Below are 18,484 nucleotides of genomic sequence, written 5' to 3' on the forward strand. Positions count from 1 at the left end.
ATGATTCATGGATGCAAAGGCTTCTTTGTTTACATGAAAATTAATTCGCAATTAACTTTTTAATCTTACGTTCCAACTCTTTCTCGGGTAATATGCCCAGAACAATCTCCTGTATAACTCCTCTGGAGTCAATCAGAACATTCGTTGGAAAAGCCACCCCATTGTATTGAGCATACACAGTCCCCTTCTCATCCAAGGGAATAGGGAATGTCAGTTGGTACTCATCCACAAAAGCTTTGGCATCCTTGAGTTTATCGTATGACGTTACATTAACCCCATACATGTCAAGCTTATCCTTGTATTTCGCAGACATTCTGTTCAGCTCTGGAGCTTCCTGCTTACACGGCTCACACCAGGATGCCCAGAAACTGACAAACGTGGCCTTATCTTTGGCACCGCCCACACTGTACGTCTTCCCATCCATTGCTGTCAGAGAAAAAGCAGGCGCCAGGAGACCCGCACGAGGTCCCGTCTCTGTAGGCATGGGTTCTTCCTGCTTAAAGACGGCTGCAATGCCGTCACCCGCATTCTGGGCCAGTGCAATACCAACCAGCAAGACAACACCAAGGAGTATGTATATGTTTCGTTTCATAACCCGCCACCCTTTTATATAATTAGCATATTGAAACTGAAACCGTAATTTCTGCACATGCTAAGTGTTTATCACGCTCTATTATAGTTCACCAGAACATGATTCCCAAATGTTCTCTTTATTATTGTACCCTTTTCCTTTAAAATTTTACAATCCGCATCACAGAAAATAAAATGAAAAAGGACTCCTGCCATAGCAGGAGCCAAAGAGAGAGGGGTGAATACAAATGGCAGCACTTCACGGGCAGCAAAACGCCTTCTACATCCCTTCTTCCGTAGAACAAGAGATGTCAAAGCACATGTTCCTTTCGCTACCACAAGAAGCCTGCGGGGTTATGCTGGGTGAAACCGCAGCGGGCGGTATACGAATCAGTCGGTTTCAGCCCATTCGTAACGTAGCACCTGACCCGCTGCACCATTTTACTCTGGACGATGCCGAATGGATTCGGTGCGTATTCTCCGAGCCCAAGCTCATCGGTATCTTCCATTCTCATCCCCAGACCAGGCCTGTTCCTTCCTTAGAGGACTTGCAAGCTCTTCCGGCCTTCGCCGGTTTGCTTCAGATGTACCTCATCGGCTCACCCCACCTTACAAGCGGGTCGCGATCTCATATGCATCTGAACGGTTATCGGATTGAATCTTCGAAGGAATCGCAGGATCCGGCACAACACGTTGTGCCTTCATACAATCTGCTTCCCGTTCCGTTATGCGTGACTTAGCTGGGTATACAAATCACCCAAAGTCTCCACATTTTTACGAGTCATGTCCTCCAAGTAGCAGGACCATAACTGTGCAGTCATTTTTGAATCTTCCAGTGCATGGTGACGTCCATAGATCGGAATCCCTCTGGATTCCAGCAATTCATCCAAACCATACCCCGGCCTGCTTGGTTCAAGCCAGCGGGCCAACATCATCGTATCGATTAAACGATGTGTCAGCCTTACCTTTGAAGTCCGCCACAGAGCTGCATTCAGAAAAGCTCGGTCATGCGCACTTGCGTGTGCAATCAGAACATTTCCACCTACAAAAGACATGAAATCATGCAGCCCTTCCAGCAAAGTCGGTGCGTCCAACGTCATCTCCTGTGTAATACCTGTAAGTTCAGTAATATGTTCCGGAACTGCGGTCTTGGACTGCACCACCGTATAAAACTGTTCTCCTTCCAGTACCACACCTCCATGTATACGTACCGCACCAAATGAGATAATCTCATCCCCGTGCTGGGGCGAAAATCCCGTCGTTTCCAGATCAAATACAACTGCGTCCAGCTCATTTAGAGGTGTATGCAGAACCTCAGGTCTGCGCTGTTCTCTCATCATAGAGCGGATAAACGCCATGTGTTGCGCCGTAGGGGCTCCCATAATGGAAGCGATGGCGGAAGGAACCCCTCCCTGACGCAGCGAATTCCAGAATCCTGTATTGCCCCTTGCCGGCTCTCTCATAGACGTCTCCTTTCTGCAAAACGCAACTGTCTTTGCAAAGCACGATGCACTCGTCGTACCAACCCGAGCGTATCCCTGAGCTCATAATGAATCTGTTTTTGTTTCATCTGTTTCTCATCCAGAAACCCACTGCTATGTTGCAAATCCCCTTGGATGACAACCGGTGTACTTCTGCGAAATTTCAAAGCGGCTAAGAAGGCCCGCTGGCATGCATCCAGTAATGTAAATGGAACAGCTTCAAGTGAACTCAGTCTCTCCATTCTTTTTAACGTAGATGACTCCTTGATCCCATGTTGCAAAGCCAAATAACGTGCACTGTTCACCAGCGGAATGTACAAACCATACTTGACATCAAATCCGCCTGCATGTTCACCAAATCGTTCTGTGACCACACGTCCGAGTACATTTAATGTAGCTTTATGTTTAACCGTATTGCGAAGAACTGCATCCGAAAGTTCAGGAACCAGTCTGAACTGTTCATAAAAACTCGTGATCCATTCCTCCGCCAGACTTTGCTCACCTGCAACAAAACGCATGTCTGAAGCAATAATCAGATTACGAACGGGCTCCCAATTCAGATCCGAGCTCCAATCTGCTAATTGTTGCTTCCATGACGCCAGCGTTTTTCTCCAGAGTGGCTCAGAGCACATGACTTTGCCTTCGCACTTGGCGTAACCAAGCTCTTCTAACATATCCGTCATTCGCAGTCCGAGCTGAGCAAAATATTCCTCTTTACCTTCTTGTGGAGTATCGCTAATGATCATGCCATTATCCTGATCACTCCATAACGTTGCTTCTTCCCTGCCGGAACTGCCAAATACGATAAAGGCATAGGGGACGGGAGGTTGGCCGAAGCCTTCCTCAACCATCCCCTGAATGCATAACTCTACTGCTTTCCGTGCAATCCGGTCATGCAGTTCATTTACCGTTTGGTACCACTCGATCGGCGACAAGGAAGCGGACAACAATTCCTGGAGCTCGTTCTGTAATATTACACGTGCCTGGCGCAGTTCTTGAGAAGACACCGCACCATCGATTCCCTGATAAGACCAGGAATAGTTTGTATACGAGATGGGTTCCATCATGTCCAGCCTCCTTGAAGCATGATTCAGCATCATTCACCTCAGGAGCTGAACGTACCACCATTGGATTTAGAATCTACATTTTTCATTTGTTCAGGGTATCCGTAAGTACCGTGCTCACTGATATCCAGACCCATTGTTTCTTCTTCTTCAGTAACACGGATGCCCATGATCGCTTTCATTCCGCCCAGAATAATGAAGGACATTACCAGTACGAAGGCAAAAGCACCTGCCAGACCGAGAAGCTGTACGCCCAATTGGTGGAATCCACCGCCATAGAACAGACCCGCTTGACCTACACCAGCATTCTCGGCAAGTTCAGGAGTAGCGAACAAACCTGTGGAGATCGCACCCCACATACCAGCAATACCATGTACGGAGAAAGCGTAGATTGGATCGTCAATTCCTTTACGATCGAAGTACTGTGCTGTGAAGAATGTGATGATACCCGCCAGAGCACCGATAACCAGGGCTGCCCAAGGTTCAACGAATGCACATGCTCCTGTAATCGCAACGAGTGCCGCAAGCACACCGTTTAACATGCTAGGAATATCAGACTTCCCAAGTACTGCCCATGAGATCAACAGCGCAGCAACACCACCGGCTGCAGCAGCTACGTTAGTAGTTAATGCAACATAACCGAAGAATCCATCTCCCATGGCAGACAATGTACTACCTGGGTTGAATCCGAACCAACCGATCCAGAGGATAATAACCCCGAGTACGGAATACACTTGGTTGTGACCTGGAATGATGTTAGGTTTGCCGTCTTTGTTATATTTACCAATACGTGGTTTCAACAAGATCGTCGCTACCAATGCTGCAGTCGCACCAGTCAAGTGAACAACCGTCGATCCTGCAAAGTCTTGCATACCCAGCTCAGCCAACCAGCCGCCGCCCCATACCCAGTGAGCAACAACCGGATACATGATAATGGTATAAAGTGTACCGAATACAATATATACGCTCATTTTTGCACGTTCAGCCATACCACCGCAGGCAATGGCCAGAGATACCGCCGCAAAAGCGAGGTGGAAAACGAATTTAATAGTCAGTGGAACATCGGAGAAAGCCAGTGATTCGAAGGAAGCAGCCATCTTGTCACCGCTCAGGAAAAATCCTGTTGTTCCAAAGAAGCTGTTACCATTACCGAAACCAAGACCGAAACCCAAAGCCCAGAAGGCAATAACTGAAATTCCCAATGTCAGGATGGTCTTACCCGCAATGTGTCCTGCATTCTTCATTCGTGTTGAACCCGCTTCAAGTAAAGCAAATCCCCCTTGCATCAAGAACACGAGTACAACAGCCAGAAACGTAAAGGCTGAGTTCAAACCACTTTGAAGTTCAATGTTAGTCGGACCCTCCGCAGCCGCAAATGCGCTAACCGGAAAAGCGAACAAAGTAAGCATTACTAACATGGAAACCAACCATTTCTTTCTCATATACCCCACTCCCTCTTATGTTAAGTTTCTTCACATAACGTGAAACTCTTAATGTCATTATAAGCAGAAGAGAGGAAAGTTGACAAGAGTATTTTCATCAAAACTGAAAATTATTTCTGGGAATAAAGTCTTACGTCTTTTTCTTGCACTTAAGTACATAATCACATTCTATGAGTACATAGATATAGAAATGCAGCATGCTGATTGTCAAAGCATAACGTTTGACTGTACGGTTAAAGATCATGTATCATACTTATTAGTAAGAAAATTGGGCGTAGTCTAGAAATTCACAAGTGGAAACTACAATTCCCTACATTTGAACTTGCAAGCGAGGTGAATATCATTGGGGATATGAAACTTTTTCGGATTGGCGAACTTGCCAAGACCGCTGGTGTTAGTGAACGGACGATTGATTATTACACAAAGCTTGGACTAATCGCTCCCGAAGAACGTACACAAAAAAATTATCGTCTCTATAGTAATGAAACTTTAACGAGGCTTGAACGTATTGTACAGATGAAACAAGAGAAGTATAGTCTCGACGAGATTAAACAATCTCTTGAGAAGTGGCGTCTGGTTAGTACAGAAGAACAAGTTGCCAGTAAATTGACAACATTGGAACTTCACGTACAACAACTTGAGCGAGAGGTTAACGAACTCAAACCGCTACTTGGAGAGATGAAACCTGTACAAGCACGTAAAATGATGGCAGGACTCCTCACCAAAAGTGCCGGTACAATGGAGGCACTAAAAATCTTGCTTGAGAACACCATGATGTAGCTTATTCATAGAAAGCGGAGGAATGAATATGAGTTTTAATAACGGTATGTTCGTATTGATCATTATCGCCTTTTTGCTCTCTTTATGGGCGCAATTTCGCGTTAAAGGTACGTTTAGACGTTGGTCGGAGGTACCGAACCAGAACGGAATGACTGGTTATGATGCCGCTCGCCAGATGCTTGATGCTAACGGCCTGCATGATGTTCCAATTGAACCTGTACGCGGTACACTCTCTGATCACTATGATCCAATCAATCGGGTTGTACGTTTATCAGAACCAGTATATTACGAAAACTCAATCTCAGCTGTTTCGGTAGCGTGTCACGAAGTTGGCCACGCCATTCAGCATAAAGAAAGTTATCCGATGCTGGCACTGCGTCACCGGATCTTCCCAATTGTGAACTTTGCATCCGGATTAGCCCCATTCCTGTTAATTGCAGGATTCATCTTCAACGCCATGAACCTTGTAGGTATCGGTATCATCTTCTTCTCCGTAACTGTAGCATTCCAACTCATTACTTTACCGGTTGAGTTCAATGCAAGTAATCGCGCCAGAGAGATTATGGTATCCGAAGGGTACATCCGTAATGAAGAAGAAAAAGGTGTTGCAAAAGTTCTGAATGCCGCAGCCTTGACTTACGTTGCTGCAGCGTTGATCTCACTGCTTGAGTTGATTCGTTACATCGGAATCTTCAACAGCCGCGATTAATTGGATACCTAATACAACAAAAAACAATACCCCACCGTTAATCGGATGGGGTATTGTTTTGTTGTAAACCGAAATAATCAAGCAAGAATGAACGAAAGGACTGAGCAACCAGCGGCAGTTTATCATGCGCACGATGAATTAACCCGATAGTTCGCGTTACTTTTGGATGAGAGATAGCCACATGTGCCGGTTGCAAAGGGTTCGTCTGGAATAACGCCATCTCAGGCAGCAGACTGACCCCCATGCCCGCAGCGACCAATCCGCGGATGGTGTCGGTCTCTTCCCCTTCAAAAGCGATCTTGGGTGTAAAACCAGCTTCCAGACAGGCATGCCACACAATAGGACGAAGAGAATAACCTTTGCTAAACAATACAAATTTATCATCCTTGAGTTGTTCAAGCGCAATTGTCTCTTCACCAGCTAACGGGTGATTGGGAGGAAGGATGGCATGTAATTCTTCCGTGAGTACAATATCGCCATCTACTTGATCATGCTTCTCTGGAAAAGGAGAAATGAATGCCAAGTCTACCTCTCCCGATAACACATCCCGAATCAGTGTAGGGAACATCCCCTGCTTGAATCTGAATTTCACGTTAGGGTAGCGCTGACGGAAAGCAGCCACCACGGAAGGAATGAGATGAATCCCCAGGCTATGCGGAAACCCAATTCGAATCTCTCCATGCTCCGGGTCCAGAAACTCATGAACTTCCCCGACTGCCTTGTCCAAATCTTTCAAGATACCTTCAATTCGTTTGCAAAAAAGCTGCCCCACTGCAGTCAACTGCAGGTTTCGTCCCTTTTGCATAAAAAGGTCCACGCCCAGTTCTTCTTCCAGCTGATGAATCTGACGACTCACCGCCGACTGTGCCACATGCAACTCTTCAGCAGCCTGTGTTACATGTTCCTTCTGTGCCACTTTCAAAAAGTAATGCAACTGTCTTAATTCCACTCGCCTGATCGCTCCAATCTGTTATACCCTACTTATCCTTGACTGTATTCCATCTTGAGAACGTTCTGACTACCGCTTTAAGCTGCGGGGTTTCCACAATCTGATCAACAGTCCGTAAATAAAGAATCCACCCAACAATCCACCAAGGTGAGCCATCCAGTTGATGCCTGACATGGCGAAGGAGAATATGATCCCGAACAAAAGCAATGTGTACATCGTTTTGCGCGAAGCCTCGTCCATCATCGTTCGCTGGAACAGCGCTACATACAGGAATGCACCATAGACGGCATAGATCGCTCCTGAAGCACCTACCGAGATGGTAATACTCCCAACCGAGTTGTACCACGCAACAGCAAGAATATTACCCAATACACCGCCACCCAGGTACAATACACCATACCTTACCGACCCGAGCAACCGCTCCATCGGTGGAGCAAATACGATTAACGCAAAGCTGTTAAACAATAAATGACTGAAGCCCGCATGCAGGAACATGGATGTAATGTAACGCCACCATTCATGCGCGAACAGTTCATGATTCGTAAGTGCCCCGAATTTCAGCAGCACCATGTTGTTCGTTGATCCACCGTTCACCGTTAACACAATAAACATGACTACATTGGCAATTAAAAAAAGCGACGTCAAAGGGAAATACTTCAAATAACCTTTCCAGTTCTCATAGCGAATAAATATCATAAATTTCTTCTTTCACTCCACCCTGTTCAGATCGGACTCACATCTCTGATCCATCGTAATGGTACATGCCCGAATTGGACAATGCCTTTCATAAAAGATTATAATGGATTTTGGCACGGATCACCAATTTATAAGGAGGAACATTATTATGACACAAGAACGTACAGGCGCAGCCACATTTAAAGGCAACCCTATTACATTGATCGGACCCGAACTGAAAGTGGGCGATCAAGCACCTGATTTTACACTGAGCAAAAACCTGGTTGAGGATGCTTCCCTGAAAGACTTCGCAGGCAAAATCAAATTAATCAGCGTTGTTCCTTCCCTGGATACTGGCGTATGCGATGCGCAAACTCGTCGTTTCAACGTGGAAGCTGGAGAACTCGGAGACAATGTTGTTGTCTTGACAGTAAGCGTTGACCTTCCGTTTGCTCAGGCTCGTTGGTGTGGAGCAGCTGGTGTTGACCGCGTAGTTACATTGTCAGACTACAAAACACGTTCTTTCGGTGAAGACTACGGCGTTCTGATCAAAGAATTCCAACTCGACATGCGCTCCATTTTTGTTTTGGATGCCGAAGACCGGATTACATATGTGGAGTATTTGCCTGAAATGACAGACTCCCCTAACTTCGAACAAGCGATTGCTGCTGTAAAAGCTTTGCTGTAGAAGTTATCATACGTTCAGAACAAAAGCGAGGAAGGTTAACCTTCACTCGCTTTTTGTTATTTATCATCTATTTCAATCATTTGCTTTATACTTGCTTAGCTTTTTATCCAGTACAGAGAATAAGTTCATAATCGTGCGATAATTGGAACCCAAGTCTCCAAGTGAACCACGTGAAGCTGAATACATATCCACCGCACTGCGAACAGGACTTACTGAGATAATGGAAACTGTAATATCCATCGTCCGTCCAAAGGTAGTCCGCTTCTCCAGAATAACTTCTCCAACAGAAGGCACTTCATGCAGCACTTTATAACCCGGAATCTTTTTGAGTGTCGAAGAGACCTCTTCCCAGGCTCTGTCTTTGGATAAGTTATAATACCGTGTTTTTAATTTGGGATCCTTGGCTCGATCGCTGGTCCCCTCCATGCTGCGGATGATACCGACGAGCGTTCTCTTTAAGGTCAAGACCCTTCCTCCTTTGATTGTAACCGTTCCATTTATGTATCTTAGTGTAACATTGTTCAAGTAGTAACAAAAGGGCAAGCATCATATTTATCATAAAACCAATCAAAAACATTCATCACAACTTAAAAACACCCTGAAATTCCTTTTGTAGAGGAAAAGTCAGGGTGCTGTACATGAAGATTTAGGAACCCGCCTATGCCGTCCGGCTACATTGTCTTATGAACCTGCTTGGCAGGTGGGTGACCGCAAAAATGCTTTTTGAAGTCCCCATGTCGTATAGACAGGGCTTTTCAGCAACATTCTGTGTTGATCTCCCGAAGACATCATCATTGGTTCAAAACAACGAATAACCGAAACGTACATCGCAGGATGTACAATTATTATATCCCTAACTGTGTAAAAAGTAAATGGCGATTCATCATGTTTTATTTTTGCAATGTAATGTTTTTGTCGTCTGATGGCTCAGGTGTTTCACCATTCTCTGCTGATTGTTCAGCCAGCGCAGCAGCTTCCTCTTCTTCCTTCTTGAGTTGCATCTTCTCCATCTGCTCCTGCATCTTGTTGAAGGTTGCGTAGAAGTTAAAGAAAGCGAACCAAGCAATGATGCTGATAATGAAGAAAACAAACAAGACCGGATAACGGAAACCGATGTAGAACAGCAATCCACTTCCCAGCAATGTGGAAAATACACGGAATGGTCTGATCAGCGTAAGCAATACCGCGTTTTTGATAATGAGTCCGATGGACATATGATAATGTACAACCATCGAGAAAAAGTTAAAGAGTGATACAAATAACAAGAGAAGCAGTACTAACATGATGATTCCCACGAGCTGCATATTGCGGAACTGAGTCATGTACACTGTATAATCCAGATACATAATCGCGAATAGCAGTGTGTAAAAAATACCCCCAATTAAACTTTGCTTGTAGTTTTCCTTGTAACCTACAAAGAAAGTACGGAAGATCGGTACATCCGTATCGCCCATATTCCATTTACGAACAACCGTAAACAGCGCCGAAGTCGCCGGGAACAGTGTAAGCGGTGCCACAATAGCTATAGCCCAGTTCATTTGCAATGATTCGTTTGCGAGGTTCTGCTGCATCACGAGCAGTTTCATAATCAAGAAAAACAAGAACGGAGACGAACAAATAGCCCACAACAGATTGGTTGCGGCCAGTCTCGTAATCCACTCTGTAAGCCGGTAGATCCCACCCATAGCTCCTTTAAATTCCAAACATTTCTCCTCCTCTGCAGCCTTGCGAATTACCTGAAGTCTAATATTAATATACCTTATTATAGATAGGAAAAGCCAGTACTTCCCGAAAAGAGATCGTCATTGTCCTTAGCTAGCGCTTCTGGCCGCTTATGATAGTAAAATAAAATGATGCAGTCACTTTGAAAATAAAAAAATGGAGCAGTTGCCCGCTCCATTTTTCAGATCATACGTTTATATTACTCGAAAGAAGAATCTTTCGCTGGACGACGTCCTTCGTTACTGCTTGGACGCGGTTTGCGGTCACGGTTGTAACCACCTTCTCTGCTTCCACCGCCAGTGCCAGTGCTGCTGCCGCTGTTACGATCACGGTTGTAACCGCCACGTCCGCCGCCACTGCTGTTGCGATCGCGGTTGTAACCACCACCACTGCCGCCGCTACCACTTGTGCGGTTACCGCTGTAACCCGATGGTTTACGTCCGCCAGAGCGAACATCCGGTTTACGACGTTTTGCACGGATTGGATCTTCAGGAGTCAGATCAACTTGAGCATCTTTCTTGTCACCTGTCAGGAGCTTCAGTGCAGCCGACAACAGTTGAACAGAATCATATTGCTCAAGCATTTGAATCGCAATACCTTTGTATTCGTTCAGTTCGCCTGATTGTACGATTTCCAGCAAACGCTCTGCTGTCAAACGTTGTTTACCTTCAACCGCTTCTGCCATTGTTGGCAGTGGTTTACGTGGAATACGGTGACGTGTTACACGCTCGATGAAGTGCAAGTGATCAATCTCACGCGGTGTAACGAAGGACCAAGCAGCACCCTCTTTACCCGCACGACCTGTACGACCGATACGGTGAACATAGCTCTCCGGATCTTGCGGAAGGTCAAAGTTAACAACGTGAGTTACGCCAGATACGTCGAGACCACGTGCAGCCACGTCTGTTGCAACGAGTACGTCAATGCTGCCGTCACGGAACTTACGCATTACCGCATCACGTTGATTCTGGGACAAGTCACCATGAAGACCGTCTGCAGAATATCCACGTTTTTGCAAAGCTTCAGCCAATTCGTCAACACGACGTTTTGTACGTCCGAATACAATCGCCAGTTCAGGAGATTCCATATCCAACAAACGGCTCAATGCTTCGAATTTTTGACGCTCAGGTACTTCGATATAGGATTGGTCAATCAATGGTGCACTAACATGTTTCGGAATCACAGAAATGTGTTCAGGATTGTTCAAGAATTGTTGTGCCAATTTTTGAATGTTAGGAGGCATTGTTGCTGAGAACAGCATAGTTTGGCGCTCGTCTGGAACTTGTTTCAGGATGGATTGGATATCCTCCATGAAACCCATGTCGAGCATTTCATCTGCTTCATCCAGTACAACAGTTTGTACATCATCTAGTTTGATTGTTTTGCGGTTGATGTGGTCAAGGAGACGTCCAGGTGTACCAATGATGATCTGTGGTTTTCTTTTCAGTGCACGGATTTGACGCACGATATCTTGTCCGCCGTAGATTGGCAGGGAGCGAAGACCTTTGAAGCGAGTGAGTTTTTCGATCTCTTCAGCAACTTGAATTGCAAGTTCACGTGTAGGTGCCATAATAAGGGCGCGGATTTTCTCGTCACTTTTTGAGATTTTGCTGATCAACGGAATACCGAATGCAGCTGTTTTACCCGTACCTGTTTGAGCTTGACCAATCAAATCTCTGCCTTCGAGTGCCAAAGGAATCGCTTTGGATTGGATCGGTGTTGCTTCTTCAAACCCGAGCTCAGTGATGGCTTGCAGCACCAGTGGTTCAAGATTGAAATCTGTAAAGTTTAAATTTGTCAAAATTATTCATGCTCCTTTTATATGGTGGACATGGTGGACAATCCACTTTGTTGTCTGTATTCTTAAGTAGCGTTAATATTTATAGGGTATCCCAACGGGACGAATTATTTTCACTAACGAATATAATTCCATGAATGGGTCCCCAACATAAGACTAAAACTACATACATGTGTTTGAAACATTTCAAAATTTTATTGCTCCATTTAGGAAAAGTTTCCTACTCAAGAATATCCACAAATTATTATATCACAAAACAATTCAAGATTACCAGCAATCTGGTTTTAAATATAAATGAGGTGATTAAATTGCCCAAAATAATTTGGCACTCTTTAGTGATCATTTTGGGTGCTGCAGCTATTGCCTGCGGCTTCAACTGGTTTTTGGTCCCCCATCAGCTTTTAAGCGGCGGGGTGTCCGGTATTTCAATGCTTCTGGGTTATTTTACAACGTTGAATCTTAGTATAATGTATTTTGTTCTTAACATTCCCCTGCTCATTGCAGGTTGGTTTATTCTTGGACGACGCTTCATTACATTAAGTATTCTTTCGGTAGCAGCCACTTCCTGGTTCATTGCGCTTCTGCCTGTTTTTGCTGTGGCTACAGACCCTTTACTTAGTTCTGTATTTGGCGGTGTGCTTATTGGAATGGGTACTGGCGTTTCCTTCCGAGTCGGTGGCTCCACAGGAGGACTCGACATTGTTGGGTCCATTTTCACGCGTAAACGAGACTTTCCGATTGGTACAGTAATGGCCGGTATGAACGGTACGATCATTATGCTTGCAGGATACCTGAGTGACAATTGGAATACAGCCTTGGCCTCGATGGTATCCATCTACATTACAGGAAAAGTGCTTGATCTGATCCATATCAGTCACGTCAAAGTAACACTGTACATTATTACAAACGAAACCGAAGCCATGTTAAAAAAATTACTTGTTCGGCCTCGTGGAGTTACCAAAATTAAGACTCAGGGAGCCTACACGGATATTGAGAAGGACATGCTCATGACCGTTACCACCCGCTACGAGTTGGTTGAAATTAAACGTATTATCAAGGATACAGATCCAAACGCTTTTGTTAACATTGTGGAAACGGTTGGTGTTATGGGTTCTTTTCGCAGAAGTTGAGACACCTGTACGGTTAACAATTCACAACATTGTGGTATAATAACGGTGTACGGCTCCTAAATATGTTGTATAGCAGGTTCAACCCTTCAATTTCACAGGCCATATGCTTTCCCGAATCGCGCCGAATGACTTACCATTTTGGAATTCGAGTAGGAAAGGGTGATTATTGTGGATATGGAAACGGTAAAACTGTTTGAGATTGTCAACAGATGGTGCCCGGAAATGCTCCCTTTCTTGAAACCGAATGAACTCGACTCACTGATTGTCCTCCGGGATGGGCTGGGCATCCTGGAACAGGGAGACGCAATGGAAATCATTCAGTACAGTATTTGTGAGCATCAAAATGAGATTTACATTCAATAATTTTTTTCAGATTGATCACGCCGCTTCTTGCAGGGGATTTCCTCAGCAGGAAGCGGTTTTCATTTTTTCCATGTGTTTCATTACTTGATTAATATGGTTAAAAGCCCAGAGGCTTTAATGTATAATTCATACATGGAATGCACACATAAGGGAGTGGAAATGAATGAACATGTTTTGGGCTTTAATGGCTATGGCCTTTGGAAGCTTTGGTGGTGCCCCCGCAGTGGCGGACCAGGGAACCCCTCAATTCCAATCGTTAACCAACAGTTTTAACACCGCAATTATCCAATCTCAAAAAGATCAGGTTGTTATTGATGCCGATAACCCACCTGCCAAAATTGATCCTCAACCTGATGCACCCGTGGTCAAAGGTATCTATGTAACGGCCTACAGTGCCGGCGGTGCACGTATGAAAGAATTGCTGGAACTGACCGACAGTACAGAACTGAATGCCATGGTCATTGATATCAAAGACGATCTCGGATACATAACTTATCCCACAGAAAACAAAGCGCTTCAGAAAATGGGTAAATCGCAACCTTTTATCCGGGATATCGATGCCTTGATGAAACGATTGCAAAAACATGAGGTCTACCCGATTGCACGTGTCGTTGTATTCAAAGATACGATTCTTGCCAAGAAAAATCCGGAGCTCTCCTTCCGCAACAAGGATGGATCTGTATGGGCAAATGGCAAAGGCGACAGCTTTGTGAATCCGTACAGCAAGGAAGTATGGGACTATAACATTGAGATTGCAAAGGAAGCTGCCAAGCTTGGATTTAAAGAGATTCAATTTGACTACGTTCGTTTCCCGGAAGGTTTCGAAACTCGAGCCGATGTACTGAAATATACCAAATCTGACAAGTCACGCGTCGATGTTGTGGCTGAATTCGTGCAATATGCACGCAAGGAGTTGGCCCCGCTAGGTGTTCGTGTCTCGGTTGATATTTTCGGTTATGCCGCTTCTGTACCTGCGGCTGAAGGCATTGGACAGGATTTTGTTAAAATATCCGAAAATGTGGATGTCATCTCACCGATGGTATACCCTAGTCACTATTCTACTGGCTGGTATGGGGTCAAGGACCCTGACAAAGATCCTTACACAACCATCAAGGGTTCAATGGAAGATACACACAAGAAACTGGACCCTACCAAAGAACTCAAACCTGTCATTCGTCCGTGGATCCAGGACTTCACAGCAAGCTGGCTGGGCAGTGGGCATTATGTCAAGTATGGCAAGAAACAAGTGGAAGACCAGATTAGAGCGATGAAAGACATGGATGTGCATGAATATCTGCTCTGGAATGCGTCCAACCGTTATACATCAGGTGTACAATATAAGTAATCCGCACTCTTTCATACTTCTCATTTCATCCAACCTCGTTCTGCTTGAAGCGGAGCGAGGTTTTTTGGTGTTCATTTTTCTCTGTACACCCCTACTCTGCTTTCTGTCCCTATTCAAATTGATCAAAATCCACTACAATAAATAGCTGTCCAGATATGACACTTGGATGACATCTCTTCAGAATAGCGAGGCACTGCCAGTGAACATGAACACAACGAGTTTTTCCCAAAAAGTGAAGCAATTCCTGATTATATTTTTGCCCATCTTCACCACTCAAATCGCCCTCTCTGCCATGTCGTTCTTCGACACGAATATGTCAGGCAAGTTTTCTCCGGCCGACCTTGCAGGAGTTGCAATCGGCACAAGTCTGTGGATGCCAGTTCAAACTGGACTAAGCGGGATTCTGATCGGTATTACACCTGTCGTTTCCCATCTGTTAGGTTCCAAACGTAATGATCAGATCGGGTATAACGTCATCCAGGCGTTGTATCTCGGGATCGCTGTCAGTCTCATCGTGATCGGAGCCGGGGCGTTGTTACTTGGCCCTATACTGAACGGAATGCCTCTGGAGCCCAGGGTTGCCCAAGTTGCCTTCTATTTTTTGTGCGCACTTGCTTTTGGCATTATCCCACTCTTCGGATATACAGTGCTGCGCAGCTTCATGGATGCACTTGGCCAGACACGGACTACGATGTTTATTACGTTAGTTTCCCTGCCCGTTAACATCTTTCTAAATTATCTGCTAATATTCGGCCGCTGGGGTTTTCCACAATTAGGCGGTGTTGGTGCTGGTGTTGCTACAGCATGTACATACTGGCTGATCTTTCTTATTAGTCTCTTTTTTGTCCATCGGGTCGAACCTTTCGCCCAGTATGGCATTTTCCGTCAATGGACCCGGGTATCATTGTCCAAATGGAAAGAGTTACTCAAGATTGGAGTGCCCATCGGATTCGCGACTTTTTTCGAAACGTCCATCTTCGCTGCTGTGACTTTAATGATGAGCCGTTTCGATACCACAACAATTGCTGCCCACCAGGCGGCGCTGAATTTCGCTTCTACGCTCTACATGCTGCCTGTGAGCATATGTATGGCTCTTACGATCCTTGTGGGCTATGAGGCAGGTGCGGGGCGTCTGAGAGATGCCAGACAATACAGTCTGCTTGGAATTGGTGGTGCCATCGGCCTTTCACTGCTGACAGCGATCGTGTTGATTGTATTCGGCGAACAGATTGCAGGCGTGTATTCAAACGATCGAGAGGTCATTGCACTTACGCAGCATTTCCTCATCTACGCCATTTTCTTTCAGATATCGGATGCGATTGCTACACCGACCCAAGGAGCATTGCGTGGCTACAAAGATGTTAATCCGGCACTGATCATTACGTTCATAGCGTATTGGATTATTGGGTTGCCTGTAGGTTATCTAACTGCTACGTATACTTCACTCGGCGCCTTTGGATATTGGATCGGCCTTATTGCCGGCCTTGCCGTAGGAGCAACAGCGCTTCTCTGGAGACTCTTCCTGGTACAAAAACAAGCCGCACTCCGCAAGGCGTAACATTGATATACTCACTCCGTGAAACAACAAAAAGAGCACAATCCACGTTAAAGCGGGATTGTGCTCTTTGCGTATGAATCGAATTATTGGGACAAACGTTGTGCAAGCTCGTAAGTCACCATATCGAAATCTTTTTTTGTGTTAACCACTTTATCAATATCCGTCAGGGTAAGTTCACCCTTGATAATGCCACAACCTTTGTCTGTCTCGCCTGCAATCAGACTGCGAACAGCGAAGTCGCCAAGACGGCTTGCCAGGTTACGGTCGAAAGGTGTTGGCGTACCCCCACGCTGAATGTGACCCAGTACGGTTACACGTGGCTCATACGTTGGGCAACGTTCCATCAGTTCTTTTGCTACATCCTCACCTTTGCCTACGCCTTCTGCAACGATGATAATACTGTGACGTTTGCCATGTGCAAAGTTAGCTTTCATCCGATCAGCCACTTCGTCCATGTCAAATGGAACTTCTGGGACAAGAATCGTTTCAGCACCCGAAGCAAGTCCGGCATGCAGAGCGATATCCCCACAGTGACGACCCATAACTTCCACGATGGAAGAACGTTCGTGTGAAGACATCGTATCACGTAATTTGTTTACTGCATCAACTACTATGCTTACAGCTGTATCAAATCCGATGGTATAGTCGGTGAATGAAACATCGTTATCAATCGTTCCTGGCAGACCCATGGTGTTAATGCCCAGCTTGCTGAGTTTATTCGCTCCGTTGTAGGAACCATCCCCACCGATAACAACCAGACCGTCAATGCCACGCGCACGCAGAATGTCCGCACCTTTTTGCTGACCTTCAGCGGTATAGAACTCCTTGCAACGTGCCGATTGAAGAACCGTTCCCCCACGTTGGATGATATCCCCTACACTCCGCAAATCCATTGGGAAAATGTCATTATTCAAAAGACCCTGGTATCCACGTTGAACTCCAAATACTTCGAGACCGTGAAACAGTCCGCTACGAACAACCGCACGAACAGCCGCGTTCATCCCCTGTGAATCACCACCGCTCGTTAATACTGCGATTTTCTTTACTGCTGTCATGATGTTTCTTCCTCCTCTAGTTTCACTTCAGGCTCCGCAATATCACACCTGACTTACATATTTTTCCGTATCCAGCGACTGAAAATGAAGAAAAATATTCTTGTGATCGGACTATTTTTCAGCAGACGTTTGGATACAACGCGAACTTCCTGTTGTTCGCTGACTTTGGGATCAGACAGGTAAATGGCTATCAGTCCTTCGATGATCATCCGGTGAAAGGAGCTTCCCGGAATCTTCTGTACATCGCTGCGTGCCATCTCCACAATAAAAGCAATTCGGTCCAGCATTGTCTCCACATTCTCATAATAGTTGCAGAAGTTGAGATCTCCCCCGATGCGGTCCTCATCCTGATCAATTAAATAATCGAGCATAATGTGCAATGCGCATACATGTGGGAAATAGGCCGTGTGGATCGAGGCCGCTTGCTCTTCAGTCAACTGATCGTCACTCGCAGCCAGAAACAGCATGAAAACGCCCAGTGTAGAGCCAGTTGCAGCAGCAAATTCGTTCCAACGAAACTGAGGTGTGCGATGACGATGCTCCGACCACCATTCGAGCAGTGCCGTTTCTCTCAGTTCCGGCTTGATATGCTTATATACCTGCAGGTCCGTGTATAGGCCTGCCAGATCCTGAATTTGGGGCTTGGCGGACGTATAGCCTGGTAACTGACGGGTCAGTTCCTGACATGTGGTCACCAGATTCCGCAGATATCCACCGTCATCCTGCTCCTCACGGAGGGCATAATAATTGACGGGAATTGCTTCGGGATCTACCGCATCAAGCATGGATTGATGGAGAAGACGAAAGTCATCCGGGTCCATCGACGTGCTGCGGTCGCACAGATTGTCCAAATAATCACTAATAGTTTGATATGAAACGATCAGCGGAATCAGAATGTGTCTGTTTGGCAAATCAGCCAATGCGTAGACGGTTCCGCCTTCACAGTGAAACTGTTTATCCTTCAGACTGGCAAGTGCCTGTGTACGCAATTCCTCATTCGGAATCGCCTCAGCTTGAGCACGCCATCCATTCAGTGCCTTCCGTGTTTCCGGAATGGTGTATTTGTACACCCCTCTCATCAATGCCAGCGGTCCACGCGGATATTGATGACGTTTTCGATTTGATTGGCTCAAAATAAATGTGCCTCCACTTGGT

General features: G+C 45.6%; 19 protein-coding genes and 1 other RNA gene. 8 read left to right on the forward strand and 12 right to left on the reverse strand.

The features are described 5' to 3' along the window. Positions 1–40: 40 nt before the first annotated feature. Entirely contained in the window at positions 41–592 is a 552-nt protein-coding gene (locus C170_RS11755) for a TlpA family protein disulfide reductase (RefSeq protein ID WP_036609642.1), read from the reverse strand. 226 nt (positions 593–818) lie between these two features. Between C170_RS11755 and C170_RS11760 the strand changes: the two genes are divergently transcribed. Next, positions 819–1,310 (forward strand): Mov34/MPN/PAD-1 family protein, encoded by a 492-nt coding sequence (locus C170_RS11760; RefSeq protein ID WP_051447132.1) that lies wholly within the window; start codon positions 819–821, stop codon positions 1,308–1,310. Here C170_RS11760 and C170_RS11765 read toward each other — a convergent pair. The 3 genes from C170_RS11765 to C170_RS11775 are packed head-to-tail and all read right to left on the reverse strand — an operon-like array spanning position 1,296 to position 4,557. Beyond that, positions 1,296–2,033, reverse strand: a complete 738-nt coding sequence (locus C170_RS11765; protein ID WP_017689374.1) for an exonuclease domain-containing protein — start codon at positions 2,031–2,033, stop codon at positions 1,296–1,298. The genes C170_RS11760 and C170_RS11765 overlap by 15 nt on opposite strands. After that, complete coding sequence (locus C170_RS11770; protein ID WP_036610937.1) at positions 2,030–3,115, reverse strand: DUF294 nucleotidyltransferase-like domain-containing protein; 1,086 nt, start codon at positions 3,113–3,115, stop codon at positions 2,030–2,032. The genes C170_RS11765 and C170_RS11770 overlap by 4 nt, the downstream gene beginning before the upstream one ends. 41 nt (positions 3,116–3,156) lie before the next feature. Next, positions 3,157–4,557 (reverse strand): ammonium transporter, encoded by a 1,401-nt coding sequence (locus tag C170_RS11775; RefSeq protein WP_036609643.1) that lies wholly within the window; start codon positions 4,555–4,557, stop codon positions 3,157–3,159. 351 nt (positions 4,558–4,908) lie between these two features. On the opposite strand from C170_RS11775, the gene C170_RS11780 reads away from it, so the two are divergent. Together C170_RS11780 and C170_RS11785 are read left to right on the forward strand one after the other, a co-directional pair. Continuing rightward, a complete protein-coding gene (locus tag C170_RS11780; RefSeq protein ID WP_017689377.1) occupies positions 4,909–5,337 on the forward strand; it encodes a MerR family transcriptional regulator in 429 nt (142 codons plus the stop codon). A gap of 28 nt (positions 5,338–5,365) precedes the next feature. Beyond that, positions 5,366–6,046: a zinc metallopeptidase gene (locus C170_RS11785; protein WP_036609646.1), complete on the forward strand. Its 681-nt coding sequence runs from the start codon at positions 5,366–5,368 to the stop codon at positions 6,044–6,046. Between the two features lie 37 nt (positions 6,047–6,083). Here C170_RS11785 and C170_RS11790 read toward each other — a convergent pair whose 3' ends face one another. Together C170_RS11790 and C170_RS11795 are read right to left on the reverse strand one after the other, a co-directional pair. Then, positions 6,084–6,995, reverse strand: a complete 912-nt coding sequence (locus tag C170_RS11790) for a LysR family transcriptional regulator (protein ID WP_036609648.1) — start codon at positions 6,993–6,995, stop codon at positions 6,084–6,086. A gap of 69 nt (positions 6,996–7,064) precedes the next feature. Beyond that, positions 7,065–7,691 (reverse strand): rhomboid family intramembrane serine protease, encoded by a 627-nt coding sequence (locus C170_RS11795; RefSeq protein ID WP_036609651.1) that lies wholly within the window; start codon positions 7,689–7,691, stop codon positions 7,065–7,067. A 148-nt stretch (positions 7,692–7,839) separates the two neighbouring features. On the opposite strand from C170_RS11795, the gene tpx reads away from it, so the two are divergent. Continuing rightward, on the forward strand, positions 7,840–8,358 hold the full coding sequence (gene tpx / locus C170_RS11800; RefSeq protein WP_036609653.1) for a thiol peroxidase: 519 nt from the start codon (positions 7,840–7,842) through the stop codon (positions 8,356–8,358). Positions 8,359–8,430: 72 nt separating this feature from the next. Here the strand turns inward: tpx and C170_RS11805 are convergent, their stop codons facing one another. The 4 genes from C170_RS11805 to C170_RS11815 form a co-directional block, all read right to left on the reverse strand. Continuing rightward, entirely contained in the window at positions 8,431–8,823 is a 393-nt protein-coding gene (locus C170_RS11805) for a DUF1499 domain-containing protein (RefSeq protein ID WP_017689382.1), read from the reverse strand. A 182-nt stretch (positions 8,824–9,005) separates the two neighbouring features. After that, positions 9,006–9,197, reverse strand: a non-coding RNA gene (gene ssrS, locus C170_RS30415) — 6S RNA. A gap of 51 nt (positions 9,198–9,248) precedes the next feature. Next, the gene (locus C170_RS11810; RefSeq protein WP_036609655.1) at positions 9,249–10,061 is read right to left on the reverse strand and encodes a YesL family protein; all 813 of its coding nucleotides are present in this window, start codon (positions 10,059–10,061) and stop codon (positions 9,249–9,251) included. Positions 10,062–10,279: 218 nt separating this feature from the next. Next, complete coding sequence (locus C170_RS11815; protein WP_036609657.1) at positions 10,280–11,881, reverse strand: DEAD/DEAH box helicase; 1,602 nt, start codon at positions 11,879–11,881, stop codon at positions 10,280–10,282. 305 nt (positions 11,882–12,186) lie between these two features. On the opposite strand from C170_RS11815, the gene C170_RS11820 reads away from it, so the two are divergent. From C170_RS11820 to C170_RS11835, 4 genes are all read left to right on the forward strand, one after another. Beyond that, positions 12,187–13,008 (forward strand): YitT family protein, encoded by an 822-nt coding sequence (locus tag C170_RS11820; protein WP_036609659.1) that lies wholly within the window; start codon positions 12,187–12,189, stop codon positions 13,006–13,008. A 174-nt stretch (positions 13,009–13,182) separates the two neighbouring features. Further along, entirely contained in the window at positions 13,183–13,371 is a 189-nt protein-coding gene (locus C170_RS31325; RefSeq protein WP_029880762.1) for a hypothetical protein, read from the forward strand. Between the two features lie 163 nt (positions 13,372–13,534). Next, positions 13,535–14,716, forward strand: coding sequence for a putative glycoside hydrolase (locus tag C170_RS11830; RefSeq protein ID WP_036609661.1), 1,182 nt, complete (start codon positions 13,535–13,537; stop codon positions 14,714–14,716). 205 nt (positions 14,717–14,921) lie between these two features. Next, the gene (locus tag C170_RS11835) at positions 14,922–16,274 is read left to right on the forward strand and encodes an MATE family efflux transporter (protein ID WP_036610939.1); all 1,353 of its coding nucleotides are present in this window, start codon (positions 14,922–14,924) and stop codon (positions 16,272–16,274) included. Positions 16,275–16,357: 83 nt separating this feature from the next. Here the strand turns inward: C170_RS11835 and pfkA are convergent, their stop codons facing one another. Continuing rightward, the gene (gene pfkA, locus C170_RS11840) at positions 16,358–17,329 is read right to left on the reverse strand and encodes a 6-phosphofructokinase (RefSeq protein WP_036609663.1); all 972 of its coding nucleotides are present in this window, start codon (positions 17,327–17,329) and stop codon (positions 16,358–16,360) included. 53 nt (positions 17,330–17,382) lie between these two features. Then, the gene (locus C170_RS11845) at positions 17,383–18,462 is read right to left on the reverse strand and encodes a tetraprenyl-beta-curcumene synthase family protein (protein WP_017689390.1); all 1,080 of its coding nucleotides are present in this window, start codon (positions 18,460–18,462) and stop codon (positions 17,383–17,385) included. Between the last annotated feature and the right edge of the window lie 22 nt (positions 18,463–18,484).

Source organism: Paenibacillus sp. FSL H7-689 (assembly GCF_000517905.1).
Lineage (GTDB): Bacteria > Bacillota > Bacilli > Paenibacillales > Paenibacillaceae > Paenibacillus > Paenibacillus amylolyticus.